This window comes from Amycolatopsis australiensis, from assembly GCF_900119165.1.
GTDB classification, from domain to species: Bacteria; Actinomycetota; Actinomycetes; order Mycobacteriales; family Pseudonocardiaceae; genus Amycolatopsis; species Amycolatopsis australiensis.
Map to the genome: position 1 here is coordinate 281,763 of NZ_FPJG01000006.1, position 17,120 is coordinate 298,882.

Sequence of the window (17,120 nt, forward strand, 5' to 3'; positions counted from 1 at the left end):
TCACCTGTATACCGGCCGTGTCAGGAACGGGGAGCGAGGAGAGGTCAGCTGACCAGGCCGCGACGGAAGCCGTGGGCCACGGCCTGCGCGCGGTCGCGCACGCCGAGCTTGCGGAACAGCCGCCGGGCGTGGGTCTTCACCGTGTCCTCGGACAGGTAGAGCTCGCGGCCGATCTGGCCGTTGCTCTTGCCCTGGCTCATCCCGCGAAGCACCTGAAGCTCGCGCTCGGTCAGCTGGACGCCCGGGTCGGACGGCTGACGGGGCGCGGGCACCGAGGTGCTCGCCAGGGTGTGGGCCAGCGCGGCGACCAGCTCCGGCCGGGACGCGTCCCAGCGGAGGTAGCCGCGCGCGCCGCCGGCGATCGCGGCGGCGATGCTGCCCGCGTCGTCCGGGGCGCCGAAGACGATGACGTTCGCCTGGGGGTTGGCCGAGACGAGCCGCCGGGTGGCTTCGACACCCGTCGGGACCGCGCGCTGCGTCCCGACCAGCACGACGTCGACGGGCTGACGGGAGTACCGGGCCAGCAGCTCGTCACCGTGCGCTACGCAGTCGATGCGACTGACCCCAGGGACCGCGGACATCACTCGGGTGAGCCCTTCACGGACACTGCGTCGGTCGTCGCAGATCAAGACCGTCGTCACGGGGTTTCCTTCCTGCAGCCGGGTGACATTCCTCTTCCCCTATCGGACGCTTTAGCCCGAACCTTGACACGATCCGGTGGCTTTTTTTGAAGTTTCTTAGCCCGGATGCCGGAACACCCCATTCCGACGGCTCAACCACCCGGGACGGGCACCCATGGTGATTCCCCCGCGACCCTCCTCCCGCAAGGATCTGCGCTTCGTAACACTGCGTGCAACACCTCTGCCACTCTGAATCGATACTCCTCGGCGTGTCCTGGGCGCAGGTCGGCCATGACGAGTGCGGCCGGCCACAAAAGTGAAAGGAGTTCGCATTCCTCGGCGGTCGCCATCGCATTTCCGACAAGACCGTCCGAAATCTTCCGGTGATCGGGAGCTCCGGCGGCCAGCAGCGCGACGGCCAGCACAATCCCGGATTTCGTGGCGTGCCGCCGGGCACCGCGCGCGACCGCCGTTTCGAAGGCGCGCTCGGCGTGCGGCACGGCGGCGGCCCCTTGACCTGCGGCGAGCTCGATCTCGGCGCCGACCCAGCCACCGCGGACGCAGGCCCGCCAGCCGGCGCGCTGCTCGGCGGCCCGGGCGGCCAGCCGCCGGGCGGCTCCCAGGCGCCCGAGGGCGAGGTTGTCGGCGGCGAGGCCGAGCAGCGCGTCGGCACGGGCCCCGGCGGCGTCGAGGCCGTCCGGGTCGGGCTCGGTCCCGAGAGTGACGGCGCGGGCGAGGGCCTCGCCATCGAGGGCGCGGGCTTCCCGGTGCCCGCCGAGCTGCCGCCGGTGCGCGGCGAGGGTGCTGGCCGCGAGGGAGGCGTGCAGCGGATCGCGCTCGCGCCGGAGCGGGCCGAGCAGGCTCGCGGCGGCGGCGTACCGGCCCTGAGCGCCGAGGACGACGGCGGCGAGCAGCCGTTCCCGCGAAGTACGGGCGCGGCGCGTGACGACGGGATCGGGCAGCGGATCGCCCCCGAACGCGGCGGCCCTCAGGGCGGGTTCGTGCACCCGTCCTTTCTAGCGGGTCCCACCGACAGAAACCGGATGGAACCGCGCACCCGCGCCTACCGGCGTGCGCCGGCCAGCACGTGCTCGATGCGGTCCGCCGCTCCCGGCAGGTCCGTCAGCAGCTCCACCTTGTCCGGCAGCGTCGCCGGGTCCCAGCCGGGGCCGCAGGCGAACAACCGGCTCCGCTGCCTGCCGCGGGACACCCGCGCGAACAGCCGCGTGTCCGCCACCGCTCGCCGGTGCGCCCACAGCACCACCGCCGCCGGGGCGCTGCGGCGGACCGCCACCGCCAGCACCTCCGCCGGCAGCGGGACGCCGAACAGCTGGACGCCGATCCGGCGTCCGGCCAGTGCCGCCGCCAGCGCGTACATCGGCATCGTGTCGCGCTCCTCCGGGACGCAGCCCAGCAGCACCGGGCGGGTGTTGCGGGGCTCGTCGAGCACCGGGGTCGCCCGCACCAGCGCCGCGAACACGCACTCCGCCAGCAGGTACTCGACTTCCGCGCCCGCGCTCGCGCCCCGCCAGCGCGCCCCCAGTGCCGACAGCACCGGCTCGATCACGCCCGTCCACGCCGGGAGGACGCCCAGCTCCGCGATCGTGTCGGCGAGCATGCGCTGGACCGCGCCGACGTCCATCGCCAGCGCCGCCGTGCTCAGCCGGCGCGCCAGGCGGGACCGGACTTCGAGACCGTCGTCGGCGACCGGGTCGCCCGGCGGCTCTCCCGGCTCTTCGGGCTGCGGCGGCCCGGAACGCGGCATCTGCTCAAGGGCGTAGCGCGCGGCCTCCGCCGTCGACGCCCCGCTCAGCAACGCCCGCTGCATCAGTTCCAGCCTGCCGATGTCGGAGCTGCCGTAACGGCGGTGACGGCCGTCGGTGTGCCGGCTGGGGCCCAGCCCGTAGCGGCGGTCCCAGGTTCGGAGGGTGGACGGGGCGACCCCGAGCCGGCGGGCGACGGAGGCCACCGGCAGGGTGGGTTCTTCGGTGCCCGACCCAGCTCCCACGAGCCTCAATATCCAGGCACCCACCGGAGTCGGCAACCGGAGGCGAAACCGCTGCTCACACATCCGGGGGATGCCTAACGGCTGAATCGAGCCGGATCGCTTGAACAACTATTGGCGCGCTTCTAACGTTACCGCCGTTGCACCGAATGGAGTATCGGCACCACAGCAGAGCAGCTAGCGGCATCGACCGAATGACGGAGGCGGTCAGGATGGCAGACACGCGCAGGCTCCCGGGTCCCAACGCCGACATGTGGGACTGGCAGCTCGAGGGGTCGTGCCGGGGAATGGACAGCGCGTCCTTCTTTCACCCGGACGGCGAGCGCGGCCCGGCGCGGGCACGGCGGGAGGCCAGAGCCAAGGCCGTCTGCCTGAGCTGTCCCGTCTTGGAGATGTGCCGCAGCCACGCGCTCGCCGTGCACGAGCCGTACGGCATCTGGGGCGGGCTCTCGGAGTCCGAACGCGAGCACATCATCAAGTCCGACAAGCGCGCGCTCAGCATGTCCGGCGGCTGAGCGCGCCACAGACATCGGAGGGCGGCACCGGGTGGGGTGCCGCCCTCCGTGCTTTCCGGGCCGGACGGGAACGGGGCGGCACCTCCGCCAGAGGTGCCGCCCCGTTTCGTGGAACTGCGTCAGTGCGAGTGGCCGTGGCCCGCCGCGGCGGGCTCTTCCTCGGCCGGCTTCTCGACGACCGACGACTCCGTCGTCAGCACGAGACGCGCGATCGAGGCGGCGTTCGCCACCGCGGACCGGGTCACCTTGACCGGGTCGACGATGCCGGCGGCCAGCAGGTCGGTCAGCTCGCCGGTGGCGGCGTTGAAGCCCTGCCCCCAGCCCTGCTCCTGCACCTTGTTGACGATGACCGCGCCCTCGTGGCCCGCGTTGGTCGCGATCCAGAACAGCGGGGCGGTCAGCGCGTCACGCACGATGCGGACACCGGTCGCTTCGTCGCCTTCGAGGCCGAGGAAGCCGTCGAGCTCCTTGACCGCGTGGACCAGCGCCGAGCCGCCGCCGGGCAGGATGCCCTCCTCGACGGCCGCCTTGGTCGAAGCCACGGCGTCCTCGATGCGGTGCTTGCGCTCGTTCAGCTCGGTCTCGGTGGCCGCGCCGACCTTGATCACCGCGACGCCGCCGCCCAGCTTCGCGAGCCGCTCCTGCAGCTTCTCGCGGTCCCAGTCGGAGTCGGTCGTCTCGATCTCCTTGCGGATCTGCGCGACCCGCCCGGCGATGGCGTCCTTGGTGCCGGCGCCGTCGACGATCGTGGTGTCGTCCTTGGTGACGACGATCCGGCGCGCCTTGCCGAGCGAGCCGAGGTCGACGTCGGACAGCTTGCGGCCGATCTCGGCGGAGATGACCTCGCCACCGGTGACGACCGCGAGGTCGTCCAGGAACGCCTTGCGGCGGTCGCCGAAGAACGGCGCCTTGACCGCGACGGCGGTGATCGTCTTGCGCAGCGAGTTCACCACCAGGGTCGACAGCGCCTCGCCGTCGACGTCCTCGGCGATGATCAGCAGCGGCTTCTTGGCCTCGACGACCTTCTCCAGCACCGGCAGCAGGTCGGCCAGCGCCGAGATCTTCTCGCGGTGCAGCAGGACGTAGGCGTCCTCGAGGATCGCCTTCTGCTCCTCGGGGTTGGTCGCGAAGTGCGCCGAGAGGAAGCCCTTGTCGAACTGGACGCCCTCGGTGATCACCAGCTCGGTCGCCAGGGTCGACGACTCCTCGATGGTGATGACGCCGTCTTCGCCGACCTTCTCGACGGCTTCGCCGAGCAGGGCGCCGATGTTGGCGTCACGCGAGGTGACGGTGCCGACCTGGGCGATGTTCTCGCGGCCCTTGACCGGGGTGGCCTTGGCCTTGAGGACCTCGATGACCTTCTCCGCGGCGGCCTCGATGCCGCGGCCGATCGAGGTCGGGTTGGCCCCGGCCGCGACGTTCTTCAGGCCGTGCTTCACCAGCGACTGCGCCAGCACCGTCGCGGTGGTGGTGCCGTCACCGGCGACGTCGTTGGTCTTGGTGGCGACGCTCTTGGCGAGCTGCGCGCCGAGGTTTTCGAACGGGTCCTCCAGCTCGACCTCACGGGCGACGGTCACGCCGTCGAGGGTGATGGTCGGGCCACCGAACTTCTTGTCGAGCACGACGTGGCGGCCGCGCGGGCCGAGGGTGACCTTGACCGCGTCGGCGAGCTTGTTCACCCCGCGCTCCAGCGCGCGACGAGCGTCCTCGTCGAAACTGATCTGCTTGGGCATAGCGAGTTCCGCTTACCTTTCGGTGGGTCTGAAACGCAAGAACGCCCCGTCCCCCGGCTTGTGCGGGGCCCGGGGCGTCATTGCGCTGCGAGCGGACGTCAGTTGATGACGGCCAGCACGTCGCGGGCGGACAGGATGAGGTAGTCCTCACCGTTGTACTTGACCTCGGTGCCGCCGTACTTCGAGTAGATGACGACGTCGCCGACGTTCACGTCCAGCGGGACGCGGTTGCCCTTGTCGTCGATCCGGCCCGGGCCCACGGCCAGAACCTTGCCCTCCTGGGGCTTCTCCTTGGCGGTGTCGGGGATGACGAGGCCGGAAGCGGTCGTCTCCTCGGCCTCGCTCGTCTGGACAACGATCTTGTCCTCGAGCGGCTTGATGTTCACGCTCACCGGGTTGACCTCCACGGTCGTCGAAAGCGTCGGCAGGATGACTTACGGCTCCTACCACCCCCGCCGTCGCGGGTGCCGGGGCGTGTCGGGCCGTGCGATTAGCACTCTAGCCACGTGAGTGCCAGTCGTGCAAGGAGGGCCCCCACGGCCGTGTGAAACACCCGCGCAGGGTTCCTGACCGGCCATGACGCCCACGGTGGCCCGGCCTCCCGCGCCCGGCGGCGGTCAGCACCGGAGACGAGGAGCGGGAGAACAAGCCCTTACCCCAAGCGTGAGTTTCGGGTTAGGTTCTCACCACCTGGCACCTGAACCCTGGGGGTTTATGCCCATGTCCTCCCATCCCCTCCACAGAACGGCGTTCCTGGCGGCCGCCATCGCCCTGACGGCCGGGCTGGCCGCCGCACCGGCCCAATCGGCAACCCAGGACCAACGGCAACACGACTTCGCCGCCGCGGCGAAGGAGTTCGGCGTCCCGGAGAACGTCCTCCTCGGCGTCTCGTACCTGGAGTCCCGCTGGGACGTCCACGGCGGCACGCCGAGCACGTCGGCAGGCTACGGCCCGATGCACCTGACGGACGTCCGCGAAGCCGGCGCGGCGACGAGCCACCACGACGAAGGCACCGAAGACCCACGCGGCGACGACGCCCGTCCGGCACTGCACCCCCAGGCGGGCCCCGCCGCCCCGCCCGAGGGACTGCAGACCGTCGACGAAGCGGCGAAGCTCATCGGCACCGACGCCGCGACCCTCCGCACCAACCCCGCCGAGAACATCCGAGGCGGCGCAGCCCTGCTGGCGAAGTACCACGCCGGAACGACGGACTGGTACGACGCCGTCGCCCGCTACAGCGGCTCCACGGACCAGACCGCCGCCAACGCCTTCGCCGACGAGGTCTTCGAGACCATCAAGAGCGGCGTGAGCCGGACCACCGACGACGGCCAGCAGATCACCCTCGCCGCGACCCCGGACATCCCGCTGCCGCGGCGCGCCGCGAACCCCGCGGACGTCGAGTGCCCGCGAACCGTGGCCTGCGAGTCGGTCCCGGCGCCGTACCAGCAGCTGCCGGGCGACGACTACGGCAACCACGACCTGGCCGACCGGCCGGTGAGCCAGAAGATCGACCACATCGTCATCCACGACACCGAGGGCTACTGGGACAGCGTCCTCAAGCTCGCGCAGGACCCGACGTACGTGAGCTGGCACTACACCGTCCGCTCGAACGACGGCCTGATCGCGCAGCACGTGCCGACGAAGGACGTCGCCTGGCACGCCGGCAACTGGTACGTCAACTCGAAGTCCATCGGCATCGAGCACGAGGGCTTCGCCGCGAAGGGCACCTGGTACACCGAAGCGATGTACCGCTCGAGCGCGAAGCTCGTCGGCTACCTCGCGCGCAAGTACGGCATCCCGCTCGACCGGGCGCACATCATCGGCCACGACAACGTGCCCGGCACTGTCCCGTCGACGATCAAGGGCATGCACTGGGACCCGGGCCCCTACTGGGACTGGTCGCACTACTTCGACCTGCTGGGCGCGCCGCTGGGCGGGTTCGGCCTGCCGGGCTCGTCGCTGGTCACCATCGACCCGGACTTCGCCAGGAACCAGCCCGTGTTCACCGGGTGCGACACCGCGGGCCGGCCGTGCGCGCCACGGGGTTCCGAAGCCGTCGTGCTGCACTCCGAGCCGAGTGAAACCGCGCCGCTGCTGAAGGACGCCGGTCTGCATCCCGACGGCTCGGCGTCCACGATGGACGTCGCCGACGTCGGCAGCCGCGTCGCCACCGGGCAGCAGTACGCCGTCGCCGAAGTCCGGGGCGACTGGACGGCGATCTGGTACCTCGGCCAGAAGGGCTGGTTCCACAACCCGCGCGACGCCCGCGTCGCCAAGCCCGCGTTCGGGTGGGTCGTGACGCCGAAGCCGGGCCTCGCGACCGTGCCCGTGTACGGCCGCGCCTACCCCGAGCCCGAGGCCTACCCGGCGAACGTGCCGGTGCAGGCGATCACGCCGCTGCCCTACACGCTGGCCGCCGGCCAGCAGTACTCCTCGGCCGGCACGGTCGGCTCGGAGTACTACTACGCGGTGACCTTCGACCCGGCAGGCCACGTCGTGGTCAAGGGCAAGCTCAAGTACGTCCAGATCCAGTTCGGGCACCGGATCGCGTTCGTCAAGGCCGACGACGTCCGGATCCTGCCCGCGTTCTAGGAGAACGTCCGGGCGGAGGTCGCGCTCACGCGTCGAGCGCGACCTTCGCCCCGGCCGCCCGTTCGGTGTTGCGGCGCGTCTTCGCCCAGCCGTTGCGGCCGCGCACCAGCCGGAACAGCGCACGCCACGACGTCACGTAGAACGTGTAGATGTACGCCGCGTACGCGAAGCCCATGCCGAGCCCGCGCAGGACGTTCCTGCTGCGCAGGCACTTCAGCTGGTAGATCGGGCCCCAGACGAGGAACGGCAGCAGCCCGAACGAGCCGTAGATCGCGAACAGGATCCAGGCGCCGCCGGTGAACCACGTCCACATCTGCCCCGGGTCGCCCGCCGTGCCCACCACCAGCAGCACGAACGGGATCGGGTACAGCAGCGAGCCGAGCAGCTGCAGCCACGGCTGGGCGAGGTAGTACATCATCTCCGCCGCCCCGAGCGTGCTGACGTGCGGCGAGTCCCAGATCCGGCGCAGGTACCGGCCGCACTGCATCGTGCCCTGGCCCCACCGCGTGCGCTGCACCAGGAACCGCCGCAGGCTGTACAGCCCCTCCTGCGCCACATGGGAATCCGGCGTGAACCCGGTGCGCCAGCCCGCCGTCAGCAGGTGGACGCCGAGCTCGAAGTCCTCCAGCAGCGAGCCGCGCCACGGCTGCTGGTCGCCGCCCGCGATCGAGTCGAGCGCGGTGAGCCGGGTGAACTGGCCGTTGCCGCCCATGGAGATCGTGCCGGTGAACCCGCGCGAGGTCTGGATCGCCGCGATCGCCGTGCGGAACTCCAGGTCCTGCAGCTGCGCGAGCTTGAGCCCGAACCAGCGCCCCACCGCGGTCCGCGACGGCGGCGGCGTCCCGACGTTGCTCATCCGGACGTCCAGCTGCACCGCGCCGATCTCCGGGTCGCCGAACAGGTGCGGCGCCGCGCAGACCTCCAGGCAGTTCGGGGCCGGGCGGCCGTCGGCGTCGACGACCACCACGACGACGTCGTCGCGGCGCGCGTCCGGGCCCATCCACTCGTTCAGCGCCCGGTAGGCGGCGTTGAGCGCGTCGCCCTTGCCGGTCCGGGCCTCGGGCCGCACGCGCGGCACGAGGTGCAGGTACGGGTCGTAGCCGCCGTGCCGCCGCCACAGCATCCGGACGACGCGGGCGGTGCGGTCCTCGGAATCGTCGTCGACGACCCAGACGTGCGCCTTGCGGAACGTCGTGCGCAGGTAGCGGATCGTCTCGCGGATGACCGCCTGCTCGTCGCGGCAGGGGACGAAGAAGTGCCAGGTGAACTCGGCCGGATCGCCGACCGGTCCCGGCTTGCGCCGCAGGTACGGCACGACGATCAGGACGACGTACACGAGGAAGGCCACGCTCATCGTGAGCGCGAACGCCTGCGTGATCGCGAGGAGGACCTTGACGCTCATGCCGCGCGCTTCCGCGTGGCGAGCCAGACGAACAGGACGAGGGAGACCGCGCCGCCGAGCACGCTGACCATCGAGCCGAGCAGCGTGTGCCCCCAGTAGTAGCCGTCGTCGGTGCCGAACCAGTGCACGAGCCCGACGATGGTGAGAATGCGCAACTGGTTCACCAGCACGACCACGAGTGTGGAAATGCCGAGCGAAAAGAACACCCGCTTCGCATTCGACGGCCGGAAGTACACCATGAGCATCGTCACAACGAGCAGCGGGAGCAAAAGGAACGCCGAAGAGCATTCCGGAGTCATTCTCAACCCGAATGGAGTAGCGCTGGATAACCCAAAGTAGACCGTCTCCCGATCAGGGGCGACATAAACACCCGATGTAGTGATGACGTCGAGGATCGCGCCCGCCAGGCGCACTTCCAGTTCGCGGTAGAGCCGCTCGGCCAGCACCACCACGGCACCCGCGGCCGCGAGCGCGCTCAGCGCGATGACCAGCGGAAATCTTGCCATGCCTCGATTCGGAGCGCTCGCTACGGCCACGACGTTCCTCTCGGTGTCGATTCTTCGATCAAGCTGCGGACCCCCGGGCGAGCGTAAGTCATGGTCACCCGGTCGTTCCACCCGGAGGGGTGGTTTCGGCGGCCCATTCGGCACGATCGAGTGCAAACTTGTTACGCCGTTCGAGTGATGTGGTGCGCGACCAGCGTAAACACCCTCGGGTTATACCTGATCAGGTGAAATGAGAATTTTTGTGTGCTATTCGGGCCGCACTTCGCGATAGTCGATTCGCGTGCCGAGTCGAGGCAAGCCGGTTCGATCCGCGCCGCCGTCACGCGAAACCCCGGAAACTCACTCAATTCGGAGGATCAGTTGAAGAAGAGCTCCCTCGTGCGCCGCGGCGGCCTGCTCGCCGCGGTCGTGGCGAGCGTCGTGCTCGCCGGCGCGACCCCGGCTTCGGCCGCGCCCGGCGACGGGTCCGCCTACGGCGCCAAGGTCGACGTCAAGCTGCTCGGCCAGGACGCGGTGAAGGCGGGCCCGTTCGCGGCCGCCAGCACCGCGGGCCCGACGAGCAACAGCCTGGCCAAGGTCGACCTGACCGGCATCCTCACCGCCGGCGCGATCAACACCGAGGCCAAGCGCGACGACAACTCCGGCGCGGTGACGGCGAAGGCGAGCACCGCCGACGTCGGGCTGCCGCTGCTGAAGGCGGCCCTCGGCACCGTCGGCATCAAGCTCGTCGAGGCCGTCTGCACCGCGACGCAGAAGGGCGTCGAGGGCAGCACGCAGCTGGTGGGCGCGAACCTCGGCAGCGCCGGCGCGGTCGACTCCACCCCGGCGGCGAACACGCAGATCAAGGTGGGTCTCGGCGCGATCAACGTCGCGACGATCATCCTCAACGAGCAGATCAAGAACAGCGACGGCAGCCTCACGGTCAACGCCGTCCACGTGAAGCTGCTCGGCGAGGGCCTCAACGCGCTCGGCTCGGGTGACGTGATCGTGTCGTCGGCCACGTGCGGCCCGGCCGCGCCGCCGATGCCGCTGGCGTCCGGCGCCGGCCTGTGGATCGGGCTCGGCCTGCTCGGCGCGATCGCGATCCCGGTCGGCACCCGCGTCTACCGCCGCCGCTCCGCCCAGGCCTGAGCGAGGCGCGGATGTACAAGATGCCGGGCGCGGGCGTCGGCGTGGCCGGGGGTGGCGTGGGCACCCTCGCGGCCACCGGCGCCGACATCGGGTGGTGGCTGGCCCTCGGCGTGCTGCTGGTCCTGCTCGGGACCGTCGCGCTGATCGCCGTCCACCGCCGCAACCGCCGCCTCTCCCAGGCGCGGGAGTGAGGCTCGTGCGGCCTCGTTGAGGTGCGGCCGCCGGCGTGTGCCCCTCGCACGCCGGCGGCCGCACCGGGGGGAATTTTCCTGGAGACTGGACGATGTGGAGAAGGAGCACCGCGCAGTGGACGTGATGTTGCTGGCCGGCACGCGGCCGGAAGCGCTGAAGCTGGCCCCGCTGGCACTGGCTCTGGACGCGCATCCGGCGCTGCGGCCGGTCCTCGTCCACAGCGGCCAGCACCCGGGCATGGTCGAGCAGGCGCTGGAGCCGTTCGGCCTGACCGCGGATGCGTGGCTGGACGTGCCCCCGCGCGTCACCGGCAGCCAGGCCGAGCTCGTCGCCGGCCTGCTGCCCGCCCTCGACGACGTGCTGCGCCGGCACGCCCCGGCCGCGCTGGTCGTCCAGGGCGACACGACGACGACACTCGCCGGCGCGCTCGCCGCGTTCTGGCTCGGCATCCCGGTGGTGCACCTGGAAGCCGGGCTGCGCACGCACGACCTGGCGGCGCCGTTCCCCGAGGAAGGCGCGCGCCAGATGGTGTCCCGGCTGGCGGCCCTGCACCTGGCCCCGACCCTCGGGGCGGCCGCCGCGCTGCGTGCGGAAGGCGTTGCGCGGCAACGGATCGCCGTCACGGGCAACACGGTCGTCGACGCGGTGCTGGAAATCGCCGCGCGCGACCTCCCGGCGCGGGACACGGCACTGGCATTGCTGGAAATGGAGATCGCGGAGGCGGGCGAACGGCTGGTGCTCGTGACTTCCCACCGCCGCGAGTCGTGGGGCGAGCCGCTGGAGCGGACCCTCGCGGCGGTGCAGCTGATCGTGGCCGAGCACCCGGACGTGCAGGTGCTGTTCCCGGCCCACCCGAACCCGCAGGTCCGCACCCAGGTCGAGGCGGCGCTGGGTGGCCTGCCGCGGGTGACGGTCACCGACCCGCTGGAGTACCCGGACCTCGTCCGGGCGCTGCGGCTGGCGTCCCTGGTGCTGACGGATTCGGGCGGCATCCAGGAGGAGGCGCCGACGTTCGGCACACCGGTGCTGGTGCTGCGGGACGTCACCGAGCGGATGGAGGTCGTCGAGGCCGGCTGCGCGTGGCTGGTGGGCACGGACACCGAACGCATCGCCGACACCGCGGCGCGGCTGCTGCGCGGCGAGCTGCGTCCCGCGCAGGTGGGAAACCCTTACGGCGAAGGCAATGCCGCGGTTCTCGCGGTCGCGGCGATCGAGGAACTGCTGGGCGTGGGCAGCCACGCACACAAGCACGCGGCGGCTTCGTAGGCCGTCGTACTAGAGCGAGACGACCTCGACCGGCAACGCCGGGTTCGCGCTGAAGTCCAGCGGCGCCGTCGGGCGCCCGGCCGCCACCACGTGCGCGCCCAGTGCCGCGATCATCGCGCCGTTGTCCGTGCACAGCCTCGGCCGCGGCACCCGCAGCTCGATTCCCGCCTCGGCACAGCGTTCGGCCGCCAGGGAGGACAGCCGGGAGTTCGCCGCGACTCCGCCGGAGATCACGATGGTGCCGATCTCCTGCTCCTTCGCCGCGCGGACCGCCTTCATCGTCAGCACGTCCGCGACGGACTCCTGGAACGACGCCGCGACGTCGTCCACCGGGATCTCCTCCCCGCGCCGCGCCGCGCCTTCGACCCAGCGGGCCACCGCCGTCTTGAGACCGGAGAACGAGAAGTCGTTCTTCGCGTCACGCGGGCCCGTCATGCCACGCGGGAACGCGATCGCCGCCGGATTTCCGTTCCCGGCCGCCTTGTCGATCGGCGGGCCGCCCGGGTACGGCAGGCCGAGCACGCGCGCGACCTTGTCGTACGCCTCGCCCGCCGCGTCGTCCACAGTGGACCCGAGCTCGGTGATCCGCGACGCGATGTCGTCGACGCGCAGCAGCTGCGTGTGCCCGCCGGAAACCAGCAGCGCCAGGCACGGCGTGGGCAGCGGCCCGTGCTGCAGCGTGTCGACCGCGATGTGCCCGGCCAGGTGGTTGACGCCGTAGAGCGGCACGTCCAGCGCCGCCGCGTAGGCCTTCGCCGCCGAGACGCCGACGAGCAGCGCACCCGCCAGGCCCGGCCCCGCCGTGACCGCGATGGCGTCCACATCGGACAATTTCAGCCCGGCCTGGTCGAAGGCGCGCGAAGTCGTCGGGACCATCGCCTCCAGGTGCGCGCGGCTGGCGACTTCCGGTACCACGCCACCGAAGCGGGCGTGCTGCTCGACGCTGGAGGCGACCTCGTCGGCGAGCAGCTCGACCGTGCCGTCGTCGTGCAGGCGGACCAGGCCGACCCCGGTCTCGTCGCACGAGCTCTCGATGCCCATGATGATGCGCGGCATCAGCCCGCCACCTCGTCTCGCGTCCGCGCCGGGCGGACCATCGTGTACGCATCGGCGCCGGAAGGCTGGTAGTAGCGCTTCCGGATGCCGAGCCGTTCGAAGCCGTGGCTCTCGTACAGCGCGAGCGCCGGGTCGTTGTCCGTTCGGACCTCGAGGAAGACCGGTGCCTCGACCTCGTCGGCCCGCGCCAGCAGCGCCCGCAGCAGCGCCTTGCCGATGCCCTGGCCCTGGTACTCGGGGGCGACGCCGATCGTGTGCACGGTCGCCTCGTACTCGCCGCGGCGGCGCCCGACGACGGCGAGCCCGGCGTACCCGAGCAGCTCGTCACTCTCGTCCGGGCGCGCGGCCAGGTAGAAGTGGCCCGCGTCCAGCTCGGAGTGGAACGCGCGGGCGCTCCACGGGTCGTCGCCGGGGAAGAGGATCTGCTCGATCTCGACGCACCGGGCGATGTCCCGGCGGCGCAGCGGCTCGAGTCTCACGGCACGGTCACCCGTTTCGGCGCCGCGGGCTCGGCGGCGTCGGGACGGCGCAGGTACAACGGCGTCAGCGGCGCCGGAGTCGCCTTCGCCAGCAACGCGGCGCGAGCGGCCTTCACCAGCCCGGCGGGCGACGGGAAACGCGGCTCGATCGGCTGGACGTCGAGCGCGGCGGCGTACAGCAGGGCACCGTCACCGGCCGCGACCTTGACGCCGGTCTCGAGGTCGGCCGGACGCTGCACGTGCGGGCCGTCGGTCCGGTTCCCGGCGGCGTCGTAGGCGGCCCAGTAGACCTCGCGGCGGCGCGCGTCGGTGAGGACGAGGAAGGGACTGCTGCCGGGGACGACGTCGGCGGCCAGCGCGTCGAGGCTGCAGACGGGGTACACCGGGATCCCGAGGGCGTGGCCGAGCGCGGCAGCGGTGGCCATCCCGGCACGCAGGCCGGTGAAGGGACCGGGACCGACCCCGGCGACGATCGCGTCGAGCTGCTTGAGAGTGACACCGGCGGCTTCGGTGGCGGCCAGCGCGTGCGGCATGATCAGCTCGCCGTGGGCGCGCGGGTCGACCGTGACGCGGTCACCCCGCGTTTCGACACCGTCGCCGTCCACCGCGACGACGCCCGCGGTCACCGCCGGGGTCGAGGTATCGATCGCCAGTACCAACACGGTGTCCCAGCCTACGACCAGGGCCTTCGGCAGCTCGCTGCAGGGGACGGATCCGCAGGGTACTGTGCCGTTCGTTACCCATCCGGCAGCAGTCACGGCGGAAACCGGCGCCTCGCGTCGATCGGCCGCGAAACGTATCCGCCCGCTTTCGGCCGGATTGGTAACGTGCGGATGGAGTCCGACTCTGGGAGGTCCCCGCGGTGCCCGCCCCGTTGTTCCCCGCCCTCGCCGACGGTTCCGGCCGCGAAGCCCTGCGCTTCGGCGACCACGCCCTCACCTACGCCGACCTCGCCGCCGTCGCCGGCGACCTCGCCCGTGAGCTTCCGCCGCGCCGGGTCGCGGTGTGGGCGACGCCGACCGTGCACACCAGCGTGGCCGTCGTCGCCGCGCTGCTCGCCGGTGTCCCGGCCGTGCCGCTCAACCCGAAGATCGGCGAGCGTGAGCTCGCGCACATCCTCGCCGACAGCGACCCCGCGCTCGTGCTGGCCGAACCGGGCGCCGAGCTGCCCCCCGGGCTGGCCGGCCTCCCGCGCCGGGACATCCCGCTGACCGGCGAGAAGACACCTATCGCGGACGAACCCGACCCCGAGGCGCCGGCCTTGATCGTCTACACGTCGGGCACCACCGGGCCGCCCAAGGGGGTCGTCCTCCCCCGCCGCGCGCTCGCGACCACGCTCGACGCCCTCGAGGACGCCTGGGGCTGGACCGCCGACGACGTCCTCGTGCACGCCCTCCCGCTGTTCCACGTGCACGGCCTGATCCTCGGCATCCTCGGGCCGCTGCGCCGGGGCGGCTCGGTGCGTCACCTCGGCCGCTTTTCCCCCGAAGGTGTCGCGCACGAGCTGGCGAACGGCGCGACCATGCTGTTCGGCGTCCCGACGATGTACCACCGCATCGCCGGCGAAGTCGGCACGAACCCCGCGCTGGCGGACGCGCTGCGGGCCGCGCGGCTGCTCGTCTCCGGCTCCGCGGCGCTGCCGGTGCACGACCACCAGCGGATCACCGCGGCGACCGGCCAGCAGGTCGTCGAGCGCTACGGCATGACCGAGACGCTGATGAACACCAGCGTCCGCGCGGACGGCGAACGCAAGCCGGGCACGGTCGGCGTGCCGCTGCGGGGCGTCGAACTGCGGCTGGTCGGCGAGGACGGCGAGGTCGTCGACGACCCCGAGACGGTCGGCGAGATCCAGGTGCGCGGGCCGAACCTGTTCACCGAGTACCTCAACCGCCCGGACGCCACCGCGGCCGCGTTCGACGACGGCTGGTTCCGCACCGGCGACATGGCCACGCGCGACGCCGACGGGTACGTCAAGATCGTCGGGCGCAAGGCCACCGACCTGATCAAGAGCGGCGGCTACAAGATCGGTGCCGGCGAGATCGAAAACGCGCTGCTCGAACACCCCGGCGTCGCCGAAGCGGCCGTCACCGGCGAGCCGGACGACGACCTCGGCGAGCGGATCGTCGCGTGGATCGTGCCCAGCGGCGAACCACCGTCCGCCGGGGAACTGGCCGACCACGTCGCCAAGCTGCTCGCGCCGCACAAGCGCCCGCGGGTCGTCCGGTACCTGGATGCCTTGCCGCGCAACGACATGGGCAAGGTCATGAAGCGGGCGCTCGGTGCCTAGGCTGCCGGCGCGCGAAGTCGTCGGCGCGATCGCGAACGGCTTCGCGGAGTTCCCCACCCCGCTGCGCGACGAGCCGGCCGACGGCCCGATCGGCTGGCCGGGTTACCGCGAAGCACGCGCGGATGCGGAAGAGCGCACCGGCGAGAAGGAGTCGGTCGTCTGCGGGACGGCGAAGATCGGCGACGTCGAGGCCGTGCTGATCGCGTTCGAGTTCGGGTTCCTCGGCGGCTCGCTCGGGCAGCGGACCGGCGACCGGATCGAGGCGGCGTTCGCGCACGCGCGCGACGCCCGGCTGCCGGTGGTTTCGCTGGTCGCCACCGGTGGCAGCCGCATGCAGCAGGGCATGCGCGCGTTGATGCAGCTGCAGCGGGTGGCGCGGGCGTCGGCGTTGACGCGTTCGCTGGGCATCCCGCAGATCTCGGTGCTGCGCGATCCGACGACCGGCGGCGGCTGGGCGACGCTCGGCGCGGGCGCCGACGTCATCCTCGCCCTGCCGGAAGCGCAGGTCGGCTTCGCGGGTTCGCGGGTGCGGCCGCCCGGGTCGCCGGAGGCTTACACGGCCGAGGCCAAGTACGAGTGGGGACAAGTCGACGCGATCGTGTCGCCGGACGAGCTCGGCGGCACCCTGGAGCGGTGGCTGCGGCTGCTGACCGCACGTTCGTCGGCGGCGGCTCCGCCCCCCTCGGCCCTGCGGCCGGCTTCGCTGCCGGAGACCGGCTGGGAAGCCGTCGAGGCGGCGCGTTCACCGCGGCGGCCCCGCGCTCACGAGTACCTCGACGCGTACTTCGACTGGCGTGCGGACATCAGCGGCGACCGCTGCGGCGGCGTCGACCCGGGTGTGGCCTGCGGCTTCGGCTGGCGGGACGGCCGGACGATCGCGTACGCGGCCCAGTGCGGCACGCCCACGCAACCGGCGGGCTTCCGGACGGCGGCGCGCTTGGTGCGGCTGGCGTCCCGCCTGGGCATTCCGGTGCTGACGCTGGTCGATACCCCGGGTGCGGCCAACGACGCGGCCGCGGAGCAGGCGGGCGCGGGCGGCGCGATCGCGGCGATGTTCGAGGCGGTGGCGACGGCATCGATCCCGGTGACGACGCTGGTGATCGGCGAAGGCGGCTCGGGCGGCGCGCTGGCGTTCGCCGCGGCGGAGTCGACGTGGGTGGCGCCGGACGCGTACTTCTCGGTGACGTCCCCGGAGGCCGCGGCGGCCATCCTCAAGCGCCCGGCTTCGGAGGTCCCGGCCATCGCCAACCAGCTGCACCTGCGGCCGCAGGACCTCGTGGACCTGGGTGTGGCGCGCGCGGTCGTGAGTGAGAAACAGGGTTAGCACACGGTTTCC

17 protein-coding genes are annotated in these 17,120 nt (G+C 71.9%); 7 read left to right on the top strand and 10 right to left on the bottom strand.

Translation table 11 applies throughout. The features are described from left to right. Positions 1-44: 44 nt before the first annotated feature. From BT341_RS02380 to BT341_RS02390, 3 genes are all read right to left on the bottom strand, one after another. Entirely contained in the window at positions 45-641 is a 597-nt protein-coding gene (locus tag BT341_RS02380) for a response regulator transcription factor (RefSeq protein WP_003073605.1), read from the bottom strand. A gap of 131 nt (positions 642-772) precedes the next feature. Then, positions 773-1,627: a hypothetical protein gene (locus BT341_RS02385; protein WP_072474705.1), complete on the bottom strand. Its 855-nt coding sequence runs from the start codon at positions 1,625-1,627 to the stop codon at positions 773-775. A 56-nt stretch (positions 1,628-1,683) separates the two neighbouring features. Beyond that, complete coding sequence (locus tag BT341_RS02390; RefSeq protein ID WP_177329036.1) at positions 1,684-2,589, bottom strand: MerR family transcriptional regulator; 906 nt, start codon at positions 2,587-2,589, stop codon at positions 1,684-1,686. A 248-nt stretch (positions 2,590-2,837) separates the two neighbouring features. On the opposite strand from BT341_RS02390, the gene BT341_RS02395 reads away from it, so the two are divergent. Next, entirely contained in the window at positions 2,838-3,140 is a 303-nt protein-coding gene (locus BT341_RS02395; protein ID WP_033261506.1) for a WhiB family transcriptional regulator, read from the top strand. 119 nt (positions 3,141-3,259) lie between these two features. On the opposite strand, the gene groL is transcribed toward BT341_RS02395, so the two are convergent. Beyond that, entirely contained in the window at positions 3,260-4,873 is a 1,614-nt protein-coding gene (gene groL, locus BT341_RS02400) for a chaperonin GroEL (protein ID WP_072474707.1), read from the bottom strand. A 98-nt stretch (positions 4,874-4,971) separates the two neighbouring features. Further along, on the bottom strand, positions 4,972-5,265 hold the full coding sequence (groES, locus tag BT341_RS02405; RefSeq protein WP_004559922.1) for a co-chaperone GroES: 294 nt from the start codon (positions 5,263-5,265) through the stop codon (positions 4,972-4,974). A gap of 328 nt (positions 5,266-5,593) precedes the next feature. Between groES and BT341_RS02410 the strand changes: the two genes are divergently transcribed. Next, positions 5,594-7,465: an N-acetylmuramoyl-L-alanine amidase gene (locus tag BT341_RS02410; protein WP_072474708.1), complete on the top strand. Its 1,872-nt coding sequence runs from the start codon at positions 5,594-5,596 to the stop codon at positions 7,463-7,465. 25 nt (positions 7,466-7,490) lie between these two features. Here the strand turns inward: BT341_RS02410 and BT341_RS02415 are convergent, their stop codons facing one another. Both BT341_RS02415 and xrtP read right to left on the bottom strand, forming a co-directional pair. Further along, complete coding sequence (locus tag BT341_RS02415) at positions 7,491-8,867, bottom strand: XrtP-associated glycosyltransferase (RefSeq protein WP_072474709.1); 1,377 nt, start codon at positions 8,865-8,867, stop codon at positions 7,491-7,493. Then, positions 8,864-9,373 (bottom strand): exosortase P, encoded by a 510-nt coding sequence (xrtP, locus tag BT341_RS02420; RefSeq protein ID WP_177328721.1) that lies wholly within the window; start codon positions 9,371-9,373, stop codon positions 8,864-8,866. Before xrtP ends, BT341_RS02415 begins: the two co-directional genes overlap by 4 nt. A gap of 360 nt (positions 9,374-9,733) precedes the next feature. On the opposite strand from xrtP, the gene BT341_RS02425 reads away from it, so the two are divergent. The 3 genes from BT341_RS02425 to wecB all read left to right on the top strand — a co-directional run bounded on the left by BT341_RS02425 (position 9,734) and on the right by wecB (position 11,962). After that, positions 9,734-10,504 (top strand): choice-of-anchor protein CoaP, encoded by a 771-nt coding sequence (locus BT341_RS02425; RefSeq protein WP_072474710.1) that lies wholly within the window; start codon positions 9,734-9,736, stop codon positions 10,502-10,504. 11 nt (positions 10,505-10,515) lie between these two features. Further along, positions 10,516-10,695: an LPXTG cell wall anchor domain-containing protein gene (locus BT341_RS02430; RefSeq protein ID WP_072474711.1), complete on the top strand. Its 180-nt coding sequence runs from the start codon at positions 10,516-10,518 to the stop codon at positions 10,693-10,695. A gap of 115 nt (positions 10,696-10,810) precedes the next feature. Further along, positions 10,811-11,962, top strand: a complete 1,152-nt coding sequence (gene wecB, locus BT341_RS02435; protein ID WP_072474712.1) for a non-hydrolyzing UDP-N-acetylglucosamine 2-epimerase — start codon at positions 10,811-10,813, stop codon at positions 11,960-11,962. A gap of 9 nt (positions 11,963-11,971) precedes the next feature. On the opposite strand, the gene tsaD is transcribed toward wecB, so the two are convergent. The 3 genes from tsaD to tsaB are packed head-to-tail and all read right to left on the bottom strand — an operon-like array spanning position 11,972 to position 14,159. Next, positions 11,972-13,018, bottom strand: a complete 1,047-nt coding sequence (gene tsaD, locus BT341_RS02440; protein WP_072474713.1) for a tRNA (adenosine(37)-N6)-threonylcarbamoyltransferase complex transferase subunit TsaD — start codon at positions 13,016-13,018, stop codon at positions 11,972-11,974. Next, on the bottom strand, positions 13,018-13,497 hold the full coding sequence (gene rimI, locus BT341_RS02445) for a ribosomal protein S18-alanine N-acetyltransferase (RefSeq protein ID WP_072474714.1): 480 nt from the start codon (positions 13,495-13,497) through the stop codon (positions 13,018-13,020). The genes tsaD and rimI overlap by 1 nt, the downstream gene beginning before the upstream one ends. Further along, a complete protein-coding gene (gene tsaB, locus BT341_RS02450; RefSeq protein WP_072474715.1) occupies positions 13,494-14,159 on the bottom strand; it encodes a tRNA (adenosine(37)-N6)-threonylcarbamoyltransferase complex dimerization subunit type 1 TsaB in 666 nt (221 codons plus the stop codon). The genes rimI and tsaB overlap by 4 nt, the downstream gene beginning before the upstream one ends. 200 nt (positions 14,160-14,359) lie before the next feature. Between tsaB and BT341_RS02455 the strand changes: the two genes are divergently transcribed. Together BT341_RS02455 and BT341_RS02460 are read left to right on the top strand one after the other, a co-directional pair. Further along, the gene (locus tag BT341_RS02455; protein ID WP_072474716.1) at positions 14,360-15,784 is read left to right on the top strand and encodes an acyl-CoA synthetase; all 1,425 of its coding nucleotides are present in this window, start codon (positions 14,360-14,362) and stop codon (positions 15,782-15,784) included. Further along, positions 15,777-17,108, top strand: a complete 1,332-nt coding sequence (locus tag BT341_RS02460) for a carboxyl transferase domain-containing protein (protein ID WP_072474717.1) — start codon at positions 15,777-15,779, stop codon at positions 17,106-17,108. The genes BT341_RS02455 and BT341_RS02460 overlap by 8 nt, the downstream gene beginning before the upstream one ends. Positions 17,109-17,120: the final 12 nt, after the last annotated feature.